The sequence below is a fragment of the Paenibacillus thalictri genome (assembly GCF_004307995.1).
In the GTDB taxonomy this organism is placed as follows: Bacteria; Bacillota; Bacilli; order Paenibacillales; family NBRC-103111; genus Paenibacillus_AF; species Paenibacillus_AF thalictri.
In genome coordinates this window covers 1-16825 of record NZ_SIRE01000011.1, presented here as the reverse complement: position 1 = coordinate 16825, position 16825 = coordinate 1, and the positions used below count along the sequence as shown (strand labels likewise).

The 16825-nt window shown below is 47.8% G+C and carries 13 protein-coding genes; 1 reads left to right on the top strand and 12 read right to left on the bottom strand.

What is annotated here, in order from left to right; all coding sequences use genetic code 11:
* Positions 1 to 25: 25 nt before the first annotated feature.
* From EYB31_RS16005 to EYB31_RS15950, 12 genes are all read right to left on the bottom strand, one after another.
* Entirely contained in the window at positions 26 to 1036 is a 1011-nt protein-coding gene (locus tag EYB31_RS16005; RefSeq protein ID WP_131014365.1) for an ABC transporter ATP-binding protein, read from the bottom strand.
* Positions 1033 to 2025, bottom strand: coding sequence for an ABC transporter ATP-binding protein (locus EYB31_RS16000; RefSeq protein WP_131014364.1), 993 nt, complete (start codon positions 2023 to 2025; stop codon positions 1033 to 1035). Before EYB31_RS16000 ends, EYB31_RS16005 begins: the two co-directional genes overlap by 4 nt.
* Before the next feature lie 921 nt (positions 2026 to 2946).
* Positions 2947 to 3951: an SIS domain-containing protein gene (locus tag EYB31_RS15995; RefSeq protein ID WP_131014363.1), complete on the bottom strand. Its 1005-nt coding sequence runs from the start codon at positions 3949 to 3951 to the stop codon at positions 2947 to 2949.
* A gap of 26 nt (positions 3952 to 3977) precedes the next feature.
* On the bottom strand, positions 3978 to 4802 hold the full coding sequence (locus EYB31_RS15990; RefSeq protein WP_131014362.1) for a PfkB family carbohydrate kinase: 825 nt from the start codon (positions 4800 to 4802) through the stop codon (positions 3978 to 3980).
* A 16-nt stretch (positions 4803 to 4818) separates the two neighbouring features.
* Positions 4819 to 6567: a hydantoinase B/oxoprolinase family protein gene (locus EYB31_RS15985; protein WP_131014361.1), complete on the bottom strand. Its 1749-nt coding sequence runs from the start codon at positions 6565 to 6567 to the stop codon at positions 4819 to 4821.
* Positions 6568 to 6570: 3 nt separating this feature from the next.
* The gene (locus EYB31_RS15980; protein WP_206105459.1) at positions 6571 to 8643 is read right to left on the bottom strand and encodes a hydantoinase/oxoprolinase family protein; all 2073 of its coding nucleotides are present in this window, start codon (positions 8641 to 8643) and stop codon (positions 6571 to 6573) included.
* A gap of 418 nt (positions 8644 to 9061) precedes the next feature.
* Positions 9062 to 9790 (bottom strand): ECF transporter S component, encoded by a 729-nt coding sequence (locus EYB31_RS15975; RefSeq protein WP_131014360.1) that lies wholly within the window; start codon positions 9788 to 9790, stop codon positions 9062 to 9064.
* Entirely contained in the window at positions 9772 to 11418 is a 1647-nt protein-coding gene (locus tag EYB31_RS15970) for an ABC transporter ATP-binding protein (protein ID WP_131014359.1), read from the bottom strand. The genes EYB31_RS15975 and EYB31_RS15970 overlap by 19 nt, the downstream gene beginning before the upstream one ends.
* Complete coding sequence (locus EYB31_RS15965) at positions 11391 to 12281, bottom strand: energy-coupling factor transporter transmembrane component T (protein WP_131014358.1); 891 nt, start codon at positions 12279 to 12281, stop codon at positions 11391 to 11393. Before EYB31_RS15965 ends, EYB31_RS15970 begins: the two co-directional genes overlap by 28 nt.
* Positions 12278 to 12553 (bottom strand): DUF4430 domain-containing protein, encoded by a 276-nt coding sequence (locus EYB31_RS15960; protein ID WP_276322049.1) that lies wholly within the window; start codon positions 12551 to 12553, stop codon positions 12278 to 12280. Before EYB31_RS15960 ends, EYB31_RS15965 begins: the two co-directional genes overlap by 4 nt.
* 268 nt (positions 12554 to 12821) lie before the next feature.
* Entirely contained in the window at positions 12822 to 13853 is a 1032-nt protein-coding gene (locus tag EYB31_RS15955; protein ID WP_165452444.1) for a reverse transcriptase family protein, read from the bottom strand.
* Between the two features lie 179 nt (positions 13854 to 14032).
* The gene (locus EYB31_RS15950) at positions 14033 to 15997 is read right to left on the bottom strand and encodes a retron Eco8 family effector endonuclease (RefSeq protein ID WP_131014356.1); all 1965 of its coding nucleotides are present in this window, start codon (positions 15995 to 15997) and stop codon (positions 14033 to 14035) included.
* A 302-nt stretch (positions 15998 to 16299) separates the two neighbouring features.
* Here EYB31_RS15950 and EYB31_RS15945 point away from each other — a divergent pair.
* The coding region (locus EYB31_RS15945; protein ID WP_170318242.1) for an IS256 family transposase at positions 16300 to 16825 on the top strand (526 nt) is incomplete at its 3' end.

The window sequence follows — 16825 nt, the reverse complement described above, 5'->3', positions numbered from 1 at the left end:
CGTTGTGTCCGCATGGACATTATGTCTAATCGGCCATACCGGCAGCCACCGCTTGCGCCGCCGGCGTCTCTGCATACAGGTGGCATGCAACGGCATGTTTATCGTTTAATGGCACAAATTCCGGCGCGATTTCACGGCATATCGGCATCGCTTCTTGGCATCTTGTACAAAACCTGCAGCCGCTCGGCGGGTTCACGGGGCTTGGGACGTCGCCGCTCAGAATGATCCGCTCCTTGTTGAAATCGGGATCGGGCTGCGGGATCGCAGACAACAGCGCCTTCGTGTACGGATGGCTGGCGTTTGCATACAACTCCTCGGCATCGGCAATTTCCACGATTTTTCCGAGATACATCACGGCGATCCGGCTACTCATATGTTTGACCACCGACAAGTTGTGTGAAATGAACAGGTAAGTGAGTCCGAATTCCTTTTGCAGATCGCCAAGCAGATTCAGAATTTGCGACTGGATGGACACGTCCAATGCGGATACGGCTTCATCGCACACGACTAGCTGCGGATTCAAGGCAATAGCCCGGGCGATGCCGATACGCTGCCGTTGCCCCCCGGAAAATTCATGCGGATAACGGTTGATATATTGCGGGCTCAATCCCACCAGCTCCAGCAGACGTTTGACTCTGCTTTCTTTGTCCACACCCGAAGCGATTCCGTGAATTTCAAAAGGAGCGCCGATAATTTGCCCTACCGTCCTTCTTGGGTTTAGCGATTCGAACGGCTTCTGGAACACCATTTGAAATTTGCCCCGCTGTTTTCTTAATTCCTCCCCTTTCAGTTTTAATAAGTCGGTGTTTTCGAATTTGATTTCGCCGCTGTCGGCGTCGGTCAGCCGCATGATGACACGGGATAATGTGCTTTTTCCACAGCCGGACTCGCCAACCAGCCCAAACGTCTCGCCTTTAAAAATGGTAAAGCTGACTTCGTCGACCGCTTTCACCTGTCCTGAGCGGTTTGAAAAAAAGCTCTTTTTTAAAGGGAAATATTTTTTGACCTTGTTGACCTCCAAAAGAATTTCCTTCATCCCGCCTCACCTTCTTTCCATTCCGGCGCGAATTTCCAGCAGCGGGCTTGACAGCTGTCGCTGAGCTGCTGCATTTCCGGCTCACGCTGGCGGCATATATCCGCCGCCTCCTCGCATCTGGGAGCAAATCTGCAGCCCTGCGGCATCGAGCTGATACTGGGCACGGCGCCGCTGATGCTGTAAAGCTTACCGTTTTTTTGATCCATATGGGGGATCGACTTAATCAGCCCTTTCGTGTATGGATGCTGCGGATTGCGGAAAATCGTTCTGACATCCCCTTCCTCCATCACTTTGCCGGCGTACATTACGGCCACACGGTCGGCCATTTCCGCCACCACCCCAAGATCATGCGTAATCAGCATAATGCTCATATTCATTTCATTTCTGATCGTTTTCAGCAGATCGAGAATTTGCGCCTGTACCGTCACATCCAGCGCTGTCGTAGGTTCGTCCGCAATAAGCAGCTTCGGACTGCACGAAAGCGCCATCGCGATGCTGATCCGCTGGCACATGCCTCCGGACAGCTCATGCGGATATGCATTCATGCATCGCTGGGGATGAGCGATGCCCACCTGCTTCAGCAGTTCCAACGCTTTAGTATGGGCATCCTGGCGGGATATGCTCTGATGTATCCGGATCGCCTCGATAATTTGGCTGCCGCATGTATATACAGGGTCCAGAGCCATCATCGGATCCTGAAAAATCATGGAGATCGATTTTCCTCTGATTTGCGCCATTTCCTTCTTCTTCGCTTTCAGCAGGTCCCGGCCCTCAAACGTAATTTCGCCGGACGTGATTTTGCCGACCGCAGGAATAAGCTGCATTAAGGAAAGCGAAGCTACCGTCTTGCCGCTTCCGCTTTCGCCGACGATACACACGACTTCACCTTTATTAATGGTCAAATGAACTCCGCTGATTGCGGGGAACACGCCTTTGTCCGTTTTAAATTCCGCAGTGAGGTTGCTGATTTTCAGCAGGGCATTATCCATTCCTATCACTCCCAGCTCCATTCGCTTATAAGCAGTACATTGTTCTAATATATAGATGTATCTCTAACATTTTATATAAAACCAGGGCAAAAACAGCTTAAACGGTATAGGATTATTATAATTTCGTGTTATATTTCATTCCATGCACTGCGGTATGCTTATCTTGTAAATTCATACCGTGTTTTACGAAAAAAACACAATAGGCGAAGTCTCTGTCATTCGGGATTTATTTTCTTATATTATTTATCGATTTTGTTGCATTATCGTCTTGTTGAACCTTGTTAACCGGGAGCAACAGCTAGTTACGCCTCCAGTCGCTTTGGCGCGTTGGGAGGGAATGGGTACGGGATTCCAACCGCCAATTGAAATCGTATCCCTATGAATGGATAAAAACGGTCGGGATACGATTCAAAAGCGGCCGCTAGCGCTTTTCCATCCCGTACCCATCCCTGGCCATCGGCTTTAGCGGGCTGCTCGTTACCTAAGTTCAAGTTCAAATTCGACTTCAAATTCGACTTCAACTGCCCGTTCGCAGCTTTCAAGCCGCTCGTTCACAACTTCCTCTTCCGGTCTGCGTTAATCGTCACCTGCCGGTTCGCGAACAAAAAGCTGCAAGCTGGTCAGGGGCGATAATCGCATCCCCATATTACCCGGTCATAGATTCGGCGGTTAGCGACTGAATTGCCGATAAAGTGAAACCAAGGGACGAAGCTTTTTTCATAAAAAAAACGGCCATAGTACAGCGGAGTTCGTCTGTACATGACCGTCGAATTACTTACCGCAGTCCGCCTTAGGAATTTGCCCGACGATTGATTTTCACGAATATTTATCCATGTGGTGAGCGGTGGAGTGCCATCCCTTTCCCGGAATAACCTAATGCATGAATAAATATTCACAGATTTTCTTTCGTCAGACAACCTCCTAGTAAGGCACCTTGAACATGTAACGCCGCGTTTCCAGCGGATGATTTCTTGCCTTGGACAACGCCAGCGCGAACATGCGCAGGAAGAAGTTGTTGACGAGCGGAGCCAAATATCCTTGCACTTCTTCATCTATGCCGGTCAGGTCGAAGTTTTTGGCATCCACGATAATCAACTTTTCGCCGTATTGCTTAAGAAATGTCAGCGCCCGCTCCTCGAGAGGCCGTGTTTCGTCCAGCCCCATCAACAAAATAAACGGAACGTCCTTGTCCAATATTTCAAACGGCCCGTGGAAAAACTCACCGGCATGGATCGCATGGGAATGAATCCGCTGCATCTCCATCAGAATGCAAATCGCAAACGAGTAAGCCATGCCGTAGTTCGCCCCGCTGGCCATCGTGTAGATGATTTTTTCATCTTTATATTTCTGCGCGTAGGCATCCACCAACCCCGTGTTTTGCTGCATCACTTTTTCGAAGACGGAACCGAGATTGTCCAAGCTGCTGAGCAGTTTTTCGTATTTGTTGTTGCCTTCTTTCACATACAACAGGCCCATCGCCAGCTTGTAAAGAACGGCGTAGTTCATTATTTCCGGATGCGGCTCCATATTCCCCGCAGAAATCCAGCTGTAGTTAACGATAAAGTCCGACTCGTCGGCAAGCGGCGCTGTCTCCACATACATCAGCGATACGACAAGCGCTCCTTTGCTTTTGGCAAATTTGGCGGCTGCCGTCGTCTCCGGCGTCTTGCCTTTGTGCGAGCACAATATGACGAGCGACTGCTCGCTTAGCGATTGCGGATTGCGGTGAATAAACTCGTTGGAGCTGTAAATTTCAGCGGTGATGGTTGACGATTCGCGGTCCAAAAAATATTTGCTCGGATACATAAGCGCCGACGAACCTCCGCAGGCGACATAAAATACGCGGGTGATCGTCCGCTGTTTAAAAGCTTCGAAAATTTGCTCCAGCTGTGCGTTTGCATTCATATAAGGCGCTGCGTTGACCATAGAAGATCCTCCTATACATTACGTTATTATTGTTTTTTCTTGCCGTAGCCGAAGGCTCCGAAATATCCGCAGGCAGCTGCAGCCGACCGAGCGGCCTGACCGAGAGCAGCCTGCATATCCCTGCGATCGTGATAATGGCTAAGAAAGCCGCCGATAAAGGCATCTCCGGCTCCCATCGTATCAACAACATTTGTTGGCAGCGGAGCTTGGGTGTATGTATTGCCGTTTTCCGAAAAAACGGCAGGATCAGCCCCTCTTGTTACGCCGACGACGGGGACTCCCCATTCATGCACCTGCTCGATTAAGTCATAAATAGCTTGAAGCTGCATATCGCTGCCGGAGAAAAAAGCGTATGTCAAATGCGGGCACACTTGCCGCAAATAAGCCTCATTCCAGCGCTTCGGCGTAGAAAAGTCAAACGATAGCGGCTTATGTGCCAGTTGATGCAGCTCGTGCTCCAAATCGCTGTTTACGCTTGTATGAACAACATCATATGTGGCGATGCAGTTCAGATCGTCCTGTGTAAGCTGCAGCTTCAGCAGCGACTGTACGCGGATTCCGCGGTTCGTTCCTATAAAGATCCGGTCCCCCGCCGCATCAAGCGTGACGACCGCTTCGCCGCTCGGACCATAGACCCGACGGATGCGGGAGAAATCGATGCCTTCTTCCCGCATGCAGCAGACCACATGCTCCGCCGCCGCGTCGTCCCCCATAATTCCCAAATAAGCGCAGGCATCCGCTCCGTTTCGTTTGGCGGCAACGGCCACATTTAAAGCATTGCCTCCCGGATACATCAACCCTTGATCTTGATAAATGTCGACAACATTATCTCCGATTCCAATCAGCTTCATCGTCTTATGTTCACCTTCACCGGGCCTTCAAGCCGTTTCGCAATTCATTTGTGGCCTGCTCGTCCAGCCATACCCCTTCGGGCCCGCTGACGATAATTACGGCATAATCGGCGCGTGCGGCTTCCAAGGACACTTTTCCTTCACGTACGTCCTTGAATACCGATGCGGCAGGGCGCTCATGCGGATTACCGTATCCACCCGAACCAGGCGAGCAGACGCTGACCAAATCCTCATTGTTGAGGCTAACGCCGGATATTTTGGAGCCGAGCTGTTTAAGGCCTTCTCCGCCAAAATCGGCCTTGAAGCTGCCCGTGCTGCCGCTTTGCCCGCCTTCAAGGCCCCATGGAGCAAACTTGTGCCGGTCTCCCAGCCCCGTATAGCTCATCCCGTCGCATAAAATTCTGAAATCGCGTTGGATGCCGAGACCGCCCCGGAACCTTCCCGCGCCGCCTGAATCGGTCCGCAGCTGATAACGCTCAACAAGCACAGGATATTCGCGCTCCAGCGCTTCGATAGGCAGATTCGACGTATTGGTCATATGCACCTGTACACCGCTTAATCCGTCTGCCCGGCTGTGCGCCCCGGAACCGCCGGCGACCGTTTCGAGATAGACGAAATAGCTGCCCGTTTTCGGATTGGTGCCGGAAAAAATCGCCGAAGTGACGACACTGTTGCATGCGGCCAGCACCCGTTCAGGAGCAACTTGAGCCAGCGCGCCCATAATAACGTCGACCACCCTTTGAGCGGTGTCGATCCGCTGTCCTACCGGAACCGGCAGCCTGCAGTTGACGATTGACCCTTCCGGGGCCGTTACATGCAGCGCCCGGTAAATCCCCTGGTTGGCAAAAATCGATTGTCCGGCAACCGCTTTGAAGCAGTAGAACGCCGTCGTCAGCAAACCCGAATACGTCATATTCAGCGGACCCGGCACCTGGGGGCTTGTTCCGGTAAAATCGACCTTGGCGCTGCCGTCTTCGATGGTGATCGTCGCCCGGATCGGAATCGGCGTGCTGGAATTTGCACCGGCATCGTCCAAGTAATCCTCGAACGTGTAGGTTCCCTCCGGCAGCGTGCGGATGCCGTCACGCATCAGCTGCTCCGCATAATCGAGCAGTGCTTCGGTACACTGCGCGAAATAGTCTGCGCCGTATTTACGCACGACCTCGCCCATACGTTTGGCCCCGGCGATATTCGAAGCAATTTGTGCGTCCAGGTCGCCGCCCCGTTCCACCGGCGTTCTTGTGTTCAGAATAATATAATCGTATGTCTCCTGAACCAGCTCGCCCGCCCGGCAAATACGTCCCAGCGGAATGCGCAGCCCTTCCTGGTAAATGTTGTCCGAATTTGCCGACACACTGCCTGGCACCATCCCGCCGATATCGGAATGGTGAGCGATATTGGCGACAAAGGCCACCAGCCGCTCATCGATAAACACCGGCGACACCATCGTAATATCGGGAAGATGCGTGCCGCCGCCGGCGTACGGGTCGTTGGTGATAAACATGTCTCCCGGCCGAATCGAGTCCGCCGGAAACTTTCTCAACACCTCGCCTACGACACCAAGCATCGAGCCCAGATGCATGGGCACATATTCCGCTTGCGCAATCATTTGGCCCTTCGCGTCAAATAAGGCAGTCGAGCAGTCTTTTCTTTCTTTGATATTGGTAGAGTAAGCCGTTTTCACCAAAGTGACGCCCATCTCTTCGGCTACGGAAAGCAGCAAATTCCCGACGATTTCCAGAGTAATCGGATCAATTCGTTTCATTGTTTACGCCTCCTCGCCAAACGTAGAAATCACCAGGTTGCGGTATTCATCCACATGCAGCGTTTGCTCCGGCAGCAGCAAGATGGTGGAATCCATCTGCTCAATGATGGCCGGACCTGTAAGGCGGTCTCCCGGAAGCAGCTCGCTGCGCTGGTATATGGCCGTACGGTAATAATCCGGACGGTCTGTTTCGGAGAAATATACATCCCGATGCGAAAGCGGCTCTACGGAACGCTGTGCATTGCCATCCATCCGGCTTAAAGTCGCCTTGGGCAGCTCGCCAAGAGCCGTGACGCGGTAGTTGACAAATTCGACGGTGCCGGTGCGGTTGGAGTAGCCGTAATTTTTTTCGTGCTGCTCATGGAACCGCTCAAGAATGGCCGGTAAACCCGCTTCGTCTAATTCCTGCCACTCCACCGGTACAGTCAGTTCATAATTTTGGCCTTTAAACCGCAAGTCCAAACCAAGCACATACTTGCGCTGCGGCTCCGGAATGCCTTCCTTCTCCAGCATCGCCGCACCCTCTTGCTCCATTTCCGAGAAAAATCCGCGAATCGCCTGAATGCTGCCCGCATGGGATTCCAGCTGCGAGGAACGTACATAATCCGAACGGACATCGGTGACAAGCAGGCCCAGCGAGCAGAACGTACCCGGAGAAGGCGGAACGAGAATACGCGGGATGCCTAGCTCGCGCGCCAGCGCACCGCAATGAAGCCCGCCGCCGCCGCCGAACGAAACAAGCGTAAATTCGCGAGGATCGTATCCTTTTTCCACCGAGATCAGACGGATCGCTCGTGTCATGTTGGCGTTGACAACCGATAAAATCCCCATTGTTGCCTCCATAAGCGACAAGCTTGTCCGGTCACAGAGGTGCTCCTGTACGGCTCGTTTCGACGCATCCACATCAAGCGCCATTCTGCCGCCAAGAATGCCTTCGGGATTAAGACGGCCAAGTATCGTATTGGCATCGGTCACGGTCGGCTTCGTGCCGCCTCGTCCGTACGCCGCAGGACCGGGCATAGAGCCTGCGCTTTCCGGCCCTACCTTCAGTGCGCCTCCGGCGTCCAGCCAGGCGATGGAGCCGCCTCCGGCGCCGCAGGCATGAATATCGAGCATCGGAATACGCGCGACAAACCCTTCCACTTCACGTTCCATCGATATTTTCGGTTCCCCGTTTTCGATCAGGCAAAAATCCGCAGAGGTCCCTCCCATATCAAACGTAATCATGTTTTTGTACCCGGTCAGCTCGGCCAAATGCGCCGCCGCCACTACGCCCGCCGCGGGACCGGAAACCGCTGTGCGCACCGGATTCGATACGGATTCCTGAATCGAAATAATGCCGCCGTTGGACTGCGTAATGTACGGGTCGACCGGAATACCGGCTTGCCGGACGGACTGCTGGAAATTTTCCATATATGTTCGCATCACCGGACCCAGATATGCGTTTAAAGTCGTCGTGCTTAACCGAGCGTATTCCCTGAACTCGGGGACGACCTGATGGGATGCGGAGACGTAAACTTCCGGGAACAAGCTGCGGATTTCCTCCACCGCCTGCTTTTCATGCTCCGGATTGAGGTACGAGAACAGGAAGCACACCGCAATCGCCTGCGCGCCTTCCGCCTTTAATTGCTCTACCGCCTCCCGCAGACGCTGCTTGTCAAGCGGCTTGCGTACGCTGCCGTCCGCATACAGGCGTTCAGCTACTTCGAGCCGCAAATGACCGGGAATGATCGGCTCCGGTTTTTCCTTAAACAAATCATATAAGCCGGGACGAGTTTGCCGCCCGATTTCCAGCAAATCGCGAAATCCTTCGGTCACGAGCAGCCCCGTCAGCGCCCCTTTCCTCTCAATTAGCGAATTAGTGGCAACGGTGGTGCCGTGGGCCAAATAACGCACATCCGAAACAGGTACCCCATTCATTTGTAAAATTTGCTCGACGCCATTCATTATTGCCCGGGACGGATCGTCCGGCGTTGACGGAACTTTATGATTCAAAATTTCTCCCGACCGGGTATCGATTAATGTTACGTCGGTAAAGGTGCCGCCGACGTCTACTCCCACCATGTAACGCATCATTGTCCTCCTTCTGTTCCCTCGTTACGGCTCATAGCTGTTACATGCCAAATTATATATCCCGGTTTTTGGACGAACAATGTACGATATGACTTATAACTTGTCAGATCGTCCTGATCTTTCGGGCGAGCCGGACAGAACAAATTGAAAGCGGCCGGATGTATAACATTTGTGTTATATTGTTTTACTATTTTACGTTTTGTGCTCAGAATCAGTCGGTTAATTTACTTATTTTACCATTTTTATATAAAGTGGGTAATCTTTATTTTATTCGGGCGAAGTGTCAATCCAAGCGGCGTGGACTTTCACCACCTAGCTGATTGACACGTGCGGCACAAAAAAACCTCCCGAGCGTACTCGGAAGGACAGGCTGTAAAACGTATCGATCGCGTGCCGCGGCGCAATCATGCTGACAGCCTTGCTAAGGGTCGATCAGCCCATACTTGATTTTGATCCGGTCCAGCTTTTCGATCATCGGTTGCGAAATGACAAACAGAAAAAAAACGGTGGCGATCGCGTGCACCACGTCAAACCAAAAGCTCGTGGCATAGAAAGCAAGCAGCGCTTGCCATGAAAACTGCGGGGTCACCATCAGCAGCGAGCCGATATTGATGATGCCGCCGTATATAAAATAAGTCGACAGCCCGCCGAATACGCACAACGGCAGCTTGCTTTTGCCGAGCAGCCCTTTTTTAAATAAGATGCCTGCCAAAAAGCCGATCAGGCCAAAGCAGAACATTTGCCACGGCGTCCACGGTCCTTGACCGAAGAAAAAATTGGATACGAACCCGGACGCCGCCCCTACCAGAAAACCCGCTTCCGCCCCAAAACATACGCCGGCGATAATGACGACGGCGACTACGGGCTTAAACTGCGGCAGCATGAAAAACGCCGCCCTTCCCGCTACGGCGATGGCCGCCAGCACGGCAATGACAACCAGCTCCCGGGCCTGCGGTTTGCGGCGTTCAAACACCATCGCAAACGGGATCATCGTATACAACACGATCAGCAAGCTGATAAAGTAATATTTTCGGTCGTCCAGCACAAACACGCCAAACAAAATCGTAGCCGGAATAACGATAAGAATCAGCGCCGCGGCAAGCCAGGCGCGGCGGCTGAAACGGCGCCCCGTTAGCTGCTGTTCCAGCATAATTCCACCACGCTTTCTATCGATACGGCTTCCTTCCATACGTGGCGCGCCATGCGATTCGCCGCCGTCGTATAAAAGCTGTTGCCGGCAAAAAACTGCGCGGCCGTACCAGCGGTAATAATGCTTCCGTCAAAAAACATCGCACAAACCTCCCCATGCTTCGCGCAAAATTCCACATCATGCGATACCATGACGATGGTGACGCCTTGCGCGTTGAGCTTTTTCAGCAGAGCGGCCAGCTTCTCCTTAAAAAATCCGTCCAGCCCCTTGGTCGGCTCATCGAGCAGCAAAATCCCGGGCTCCAGCAGCAGCACCTTGGCCAGCGCCGCCCGCTGCTGCTCGCCCCCGCTCAAATCGTACGGATGGCTGGCAAGCACATGCTCCAGCTCGGCAAATTCAACGACGGCGGCAACCTTTGCGCCCTTCTCCCCCGGGCTCAGATTCGCTGAGGACAACATGTCGTGCAAATCCTGCTCGACTGTTTTTTTCACAAACAGCGTCTGCGGATTTTGCGGGAGAGTGCCCACACGCAAGCGGTTGTTACCGTTCCCGCCGATAACCACCTTGCCCCGGTACGGCTTGTATATGCCGTTAATCAGTGACAATGCAGTCGTTTTCCCCGTACCGTTCCCGCCAACGATACAATAAAACTGCCCTTCTTGTACTTCAAACGACAAATCTTTAATAATGTCCGGACCATGCTTTTCAAATTTAAACCAGACGTCGCTGAAGCGGATGGCGGTCGGGCCGGACTTTGCAGCACGGCCAGTGAAAGAGGGCGCAGTCGCCGCCTTTTTGCCTTCCAGGTAGCCGTTCAGCCATTCACGCCCTTCCTTCACGGTAACCGGACAGGCCGCCAGGCTGTCTACCACGGCAGCAATTTGCATGGCGGAGGGCATCGAATAAAACATCGGGTGCTTCAGCTCGACCAGCTTCTTGCCTACATCTTGCGGCGAGCCGTCCGCAATGACCTCACCGCCGTCCATCACAATCAACCGGTCGGAGATCGGAAGCACTTCTTCCAGGCGGTGTTCGGACATGATCACCGTTGTGCCCAACTCGCGGTTAATTTTTTTCACCGTTTCCAGAAAGTCAGCCGCGGCAATCGGATCCAACTGGGAGGTCGGTTCGTCCAGAATGAGCACGGACGGATGCATCGCCATAATCGAAGCCAGATTAAGCAGCTGCTTCTGACCGCCGGACAACTCCGTCACCTGTTTATGAAACCACGTTTGGATCCCGAAAAAGCTGGCCATTTCAGCCACACGCAGGCGAATGGTGCCGCTGTCGTAGCCCAAACTCTCCAGCCCGAAAGCAAGCTCATGCCATACTTTATCGGTCACAATCTGATTGTCGGGACTTTGCAGCACAAAACCGATGTCCGCCGCTTGTGTCCGCTGGTCGATCTCTCCGATCGGCCAACCGCCGAAATAAATCTCCCCTTCCCGCTTGCCGTGCGGAGCGAGGATCGGCTTCAGCTGCCGCAGCAGCGTGCTTTTTCCGCAGCCCGACTTGCCGCAGATCGTCACAAACTCTCCGCTTTTCACGGTGAGATCGATATGAGACAAGGCCGGCGTCTCCTTCAGCGGAAACGTAAAACTTACATTTTCGATGCGATATATTTCCATTTCACGTCCTCCACAATGCTGCAGATCACCGGGATCATGCATAAAACAAAATAAGCGGCATCCACAACAATGCCAAATAGCGAAATCCCTTTGAGCTTAATAGATGGGAAAAAGCGGATCGTATTTTCTCCCAGCGCCGCACCCGTAAGCACGACCGTAATCAATACGGCCATTGCGATAACGGCCAGCCGATCCCGGCGATCGAAGCGGAAGATGGAGAAGCTGGTGCGATGGGGCAAACCGTACCCTCTGGATTTCATCGAATCGGCTGTTTCAATGGCATTTTCCAGCGCCCACGTCGTCATCACAGACAAAATTTTGATTCCGTTTCGGGCTCTGCCCGCCAGGCTGCCTTGCGAAACGTCCATGCCGACGCATTTCTGCGCATTGGAAATCGTTTTGATCTGTGCCGCGTATCTGGGAACAAAACGCAGCACCATGGAAAAAATGAGCGACAGCGCGGGCATCATTTTGCCAAACAAATAAATAAACTTATCCGAGGTCATTACCGCGTTGTAGCAGGAGAACCACACGATAATCGTCACAAACATGAGCGCCGACGCAACGCCATACAGGACCGATTCCAGCGTGATCGGATTGCCGTTTTCCGGGTAATACAAAATCGTCGCCCCCGCATGATTAAACAGCGGATTCAGCGCCGCCATCAGCAGTAACAGCGGCAGCATATACAGCAGGCTAAATGTGAGCGCGCGTTTTCCTTTTAGCCTAATCGAGTAGGTTACGGCGCTGACCAGAGCTATCGTTTGAAACACCGGATGCATGAAGACCATGCCAAACACCAATACGACAACAAAATAAACAAAATTGACAATCGGATGATATGTGGAAAAACTGTCCTTCATTGTTTTGCTGCTCCTGTTGCCGCCGAATCGCCGCCGATATCACGGCCCAAATCGCAGTTATAGATCCACTCTACGACATCTTTATCTTTCAGTGAATATCGGCTGCTTCCGCAGTTCGGAAACCATCCGTTTCCCTTGTACATCCAACCGCTCAGCTCCCCGCAATCAAATTCATACAGGTTGTTAATCCCTTCGACATAATTGCTATTATAGATAGGCGTCATCACAAATTCCATATGAATTTTATTTTTTTTCATCTCCCGAAGCAACAAGTCGAATACCGACTCTCTTTTGCAAAAAAAGAGACCTGCCAACGGGGCCTAGGTCTCGAAAACTCGTTGAAACTTTGAGGGATGAAGAGTAAGGAGAACACAATTCCCTGGTATGTCTCTAGCGTCTAATTTAATTAAGTAAGCTTTGCCATTTAAAACTAATTTCCCAACTCGCGCAATCCCCGAGCACGTGCCCTGAGTCGAATAACGATTGACGATTCGTTTACTATAGTACGTGTATTAAGAAAAAGAAAATATTAAGGGGATGTTATTCAAGTTCTTCGATTTCTTCTAAAGTTTCTTGGATTTTATCGATTATTTTCTTCAGGTCTTTGTGTACATTACTTTCAGTTTCCTGTGGGAGCCAGTCAATTATAAATGATCTATATCCGGCTAAATAATTTATTATATCGTTCTTTGATGTAAATAATTTTTGCCTGAAGCGAAAATCGTAATCATTCAATCGTTCTAAAATTTCTACTATGTTTTTTGGTTTTCCTCCACGAATATAGAGAAAGAAAAAAGCGGCAATATCTCTCTTTTTTTTACGTGAGATACGTATATTTTCCCCTACAATAAAACCATTTAAAGAAATTTCGAATTTTCCACGTTTAACCTTTTTTCTATTCAAAATGAACCCACTTGATTTTAAGATGCCAACTATTTTTTTAACAAAATAGCCACCTAATGTTTTTTCTTTTGTAGTAGAAAACAAAAGGTCATCGGCGTAACGTGTATACGTTACGTTCAGTTTTCGACAATAATTTCGTATGCGTACATCGAGACGTTTAAAAACTATATTTGATATTGCAGGTGAGGTGACTGCTCCTTGAGGGAGGATGTCGTTTAAGGTACATATTTCCGAAATCAGCTTTAACATTTTAACCTTTTTTTCTTCATCCAAATCTATCAAACCATCAAGGGCATCGTGTATTTTAGCTGAATTTATTGACCCAAAAAAATCTGAAATATCAAGTCGCAAATAATATCTTTTTTCATTATTATTCCACAAATGTGGTACTAGAAAATCACGATAAGATCTTTTCTTAACAAAACCACAAATATTATCCGGAAGAGCAACTTTTGAAAATAAGTTATCCACCAGATTTCTTTGAATACCATAGAGTTGGTCATTATTATTAATACAATGAATTGTACGTGATCCACTATGCTTAGAGATAGTAATTTCTTTGTAGCTGTTGATCTTATTTTCGACTACCTTACTGATCATGCTCTCATGTTCTATTTCCAGTATGGCCCTATAAAAAAAACTCTCATCATAAATTTTTATATGATTCACCTACTAAATAAAGTAAAACAGGCAGAGTGAGTACCTTCTTAAAACCTCGCATTGCGTTTTAATACCAATTGGCGAGTCCACTTCGCCGACACCGCAGCAAATAGTATCATCAATCCCTTGGCTTTTTATATGTACTTTGTCCCACATAACACTTCATCAAGGGGTCATCACTGACATTACTACTCACTCTGCTTTAATTGTTTTACCAATATATTTATTATATCGTACAGTTCGCTAAAGTAAAGTTTAAACGAATTAACGTTATCTTTTTCTGTGCCTGTTAAGTAATTGTCAAAAAAATAATCAAGAAAACTACTAACCCAGCCTTCTGTTTTATCAAATTTTAAAGAACCTATGTTTTTGGAAACTTTAACAATTTCGGGGTCTTTAAGATAATTACCGTGTTCATCCAAAGTTTTTAAAGTATCACATTTCCCGGACACTAATAATCTCATTAATGTAAGTTTCTCTTCTTGGTCAGAACAATTATCAAATAATGTAGTGAATAAACGACCTCCTTTTTTACTTTCAAAATAACTTTTAAATATTTCGAAATTGGATAAATTGACCAAAACCCCCTCGATAGTTGTTGAAACTGGAAACACATTGTACTGGAGTGAATACTTTTTAATTAAATTAACTAACTCAGCGTATAGTTTGTCCTTAATATAATACCATTTTGGTGTGGGTTTGAATTCAGCCTTATCGCAAATTCCCTTTATCCTGTTTCTAACGTACAGAGTCTCAGAGCGTTTTTTTCCATAAAAAAGTTTTTCTTTTCTTTGAATGTCTTCATTAGAGAGAGGACTAAAAGCTTTATCTCCTTTAATGATAACCCGATTGTTCCGAATCTGTATGACTTTATCCATATCTAGTAATACAATGAAGGGTATTGATGCATTCATTTTATTGGGATGAATTAAATTTAACTTAAGATTGTTGGAACCGTATGAGTAAACATCTATATCATTAAGCATAGGGAATAATTTATGAAGTCTTTTATTGTTAAACAATTCCAATTCCGTTGTGCCTTCAACGAACAAGATTCCTTTTGAAAAATAGTAACTAGCCTCAGTCTCTGTAACTACTGTGGTTTCTTTTGGGGATGTTATTTTTTTCATCTTCTTTAAAGTTGTATAATGGTTATTCATTGAAATATGAAATAACGTTCCGTTTTTAGTTCCTATTATATTTTTTATTACTCTCGATGAATGTGTAGCTAATAAAAATCGCACTAACTTTGATTTTTCAAAAAGCGAGGATGTGAGGTCATCTGCCAATTTAGGATGCAATCCTATTTCGGGTTCATCTACTACAATCATAGGTTCTTTAATTTTGGAAGTAGATAGTTTCCCGACTAAATTAACTAACAATTTCAGATAATTGTTAGAGTTCATACCATCCGAAAAAAACGTTAATTCCTCTTCTCTAAATTTAAATTCTCTACCTCCAAGCTGAAGTTGATAAATTTGGGAAAGTTTTTGATTAAAACTAAACTTCTCAAGTTCGATTTCGTTATTACGAAATTCACGATTTATATAATCGAGATTCTTTTTATATGTATTTCCATAGATTTTTTCATATAACAAATCTATTTCCTCTGAAAATTTGCCCTCTTCTTTTTCTTTAAGTTTACTCATATCACCAATAATCTCCCAGATATTATCCCAATCAGTCAATTTAATATTTCTCGATTGAATTACATATAAAGGGAATACATTTTTTAAATAGCTCCTTAATTCATAAGGAATGTTCCAGTTCCTTTGACCGGATTTGAAGTGTTTTATTGTTGCATGTACTAGGTTATTGTCATCAATATAATCTGAAAATTCAAAGAGAATCTTTCCAAAAAAATCATGTAGAAAGAGAGCATCTTGAGCGTATCTAGTTTGTGCAATGCGTCTTATTCTTGATAAATCATATATAAATGAAATTTCTACATAGTCATTGTACGGATTTTTCTTATCAAATAAAGCCTCATCATTTTTATTAGCCGTTAAATTTTGATGAAAGTGATGAATAGCTTTGATTATATTACTTTTTCCGGTACCATTCTCTCCAATTAAGCAATTTACATCAGATAAATCTATACTTACTTTCGAGATGGATCTGCAATTTGAAATTAATATTCTAGATATCGGCATAGTTCCTCCTGTTACTAGATTAATGCTTCATATTGATTTCTTTTTATACTCACTACCTGCAACTACCTAATCCTGCCTCTCTTTAATTTCTCGGTCTTGCTTAAAAGAAAAGTGACTATTCAACCTCACAAATTTAAATGATATAATGCATATATTAACTGATAAAAACATCCTTCCCTTGGAGCCACAAATGCGAAGGTGATGTAAAATAGTTTGTGTACCAAGAATTGGACTCTAGTCAACCAACAAAAAAGTAGGGTATTCTCGGGATTGCTGAAGTCACCAAGAAAGGAACCCTACTCATGGCAACTATACATCAAAATGAATTTCGCAATCTACTAGAAGATTCTGTTACCCAACTGCTGAAAGAAAAACTGGAAATGCTCATGCGTGAAGAGATCAAAAACTTCTTGCAGGTCGAACAGCCAGGTGAACGCCATAACAGTCGTAATGGTTACTATGAACGTAGTTGGGAGACACGCCACGGTAAAATCGATGATCTGCAAGTCCCCCGGGATCGCCAAGGTCACTTTCAAACGCAGCTATTCGAGCCGTATCAGCGTCGAGAAGGATGGCTGGAAGAAACGGTTATTCACATGTACAAGGGCGGTATGAGCACTCGAGACATTGCCAAGTTCATTGAATCCATGTTTGGAACACATTACTCTCCAACGACGGTGAGTAACATTACGAACACCGTACTCGAAGATATCCAGCAGTGGCAGTCGCGTCCACTGGAGAAACGCTACTCCGTTCTCTACCTGGACGGACTTTACATCAAACTCCGCCGCAACACAGTAGATAGCGAAGTCATTTATCTGGCCATGG

What these genes read in the sequence shown, in the direction of transcription:
- EYB31_RS15995 (WP_131014363.1), bottom strand. Translation starts at nt 3,951, where the DNA reads ATGGTCAACGCAGCGCCTTATATGAATGCAAACGCACAGCTGGAGCAA.
- EYB31_RS15985 (WP_131014361.1), bottom strand. Translation starts at nt 6,567, where the DNA reads ATGAAACGAATTGATCCGATTACTCTGGAAATCGTCGGGAATTTGCTG.
- EYB31_RS15965 (WP_131014358.1), bottom strand. Translation starts at nt 12,281, where the DNA reads ATGAAGGACAGTTTTTCCACATATCATCCGATTGTCAATTTTGTTTAT.
- EYB31_RS16000 (WP_131014364.1), bottom strand. Translation starts at nt 2,025, where the DNA reads ATGGATAATGCCCTGCTGAAAATCAGCAACCTCACTGCGGAATTTAAA.
- EYB31_RS16005 (WP_131014365.1), bottom strand. Translation starts at nt 1,036, where the DNA reads ATGAAGGAAATTCTTTTGGAGGTCAACAAGGTCAAAAAATATTTCCCT.
- EYB31_RS15975 (WP_131014360.1), bottom strand. Translation starts at nt 9,790, where the DNA reads ATGCTGGAACAGCAGCTAACGGGGCGCCGTTTCAGCCGCCGCGCCTGG.
- EYB31_RS15990 (WP_131014362.1), bottom strand. Translation starts at nt 4,802, where the DNA reads ATGAAGCTGATTGGAATCGGAGATAATGTTGTCGACATTTATCAAGAT.
- EYB31_RS15970 (WP_131014359.1), bottom strand. Translation starts at nt 11,418, where the DNA reads ATGGAAATATATCGCATCGAAAATGTAAGTTTTACGTTTCCGCTGAAG.
- EYB31_RS15950 (WP_131014356.1), bottom strand. Translation starts at nt 15,997, where the DNA reads ATGCCGATATCTAGAATATTAATTTCAAATTGCAGATCCATCTCGAAA.
- EYB31_RS15980 (WP_206105459.1), bottom strand. Translation starts at nt 8,643, where the DNA reads ATGATGCGTTACATGGTGGGAGTAGACGTCGGCGGCACCTTTACCGAC.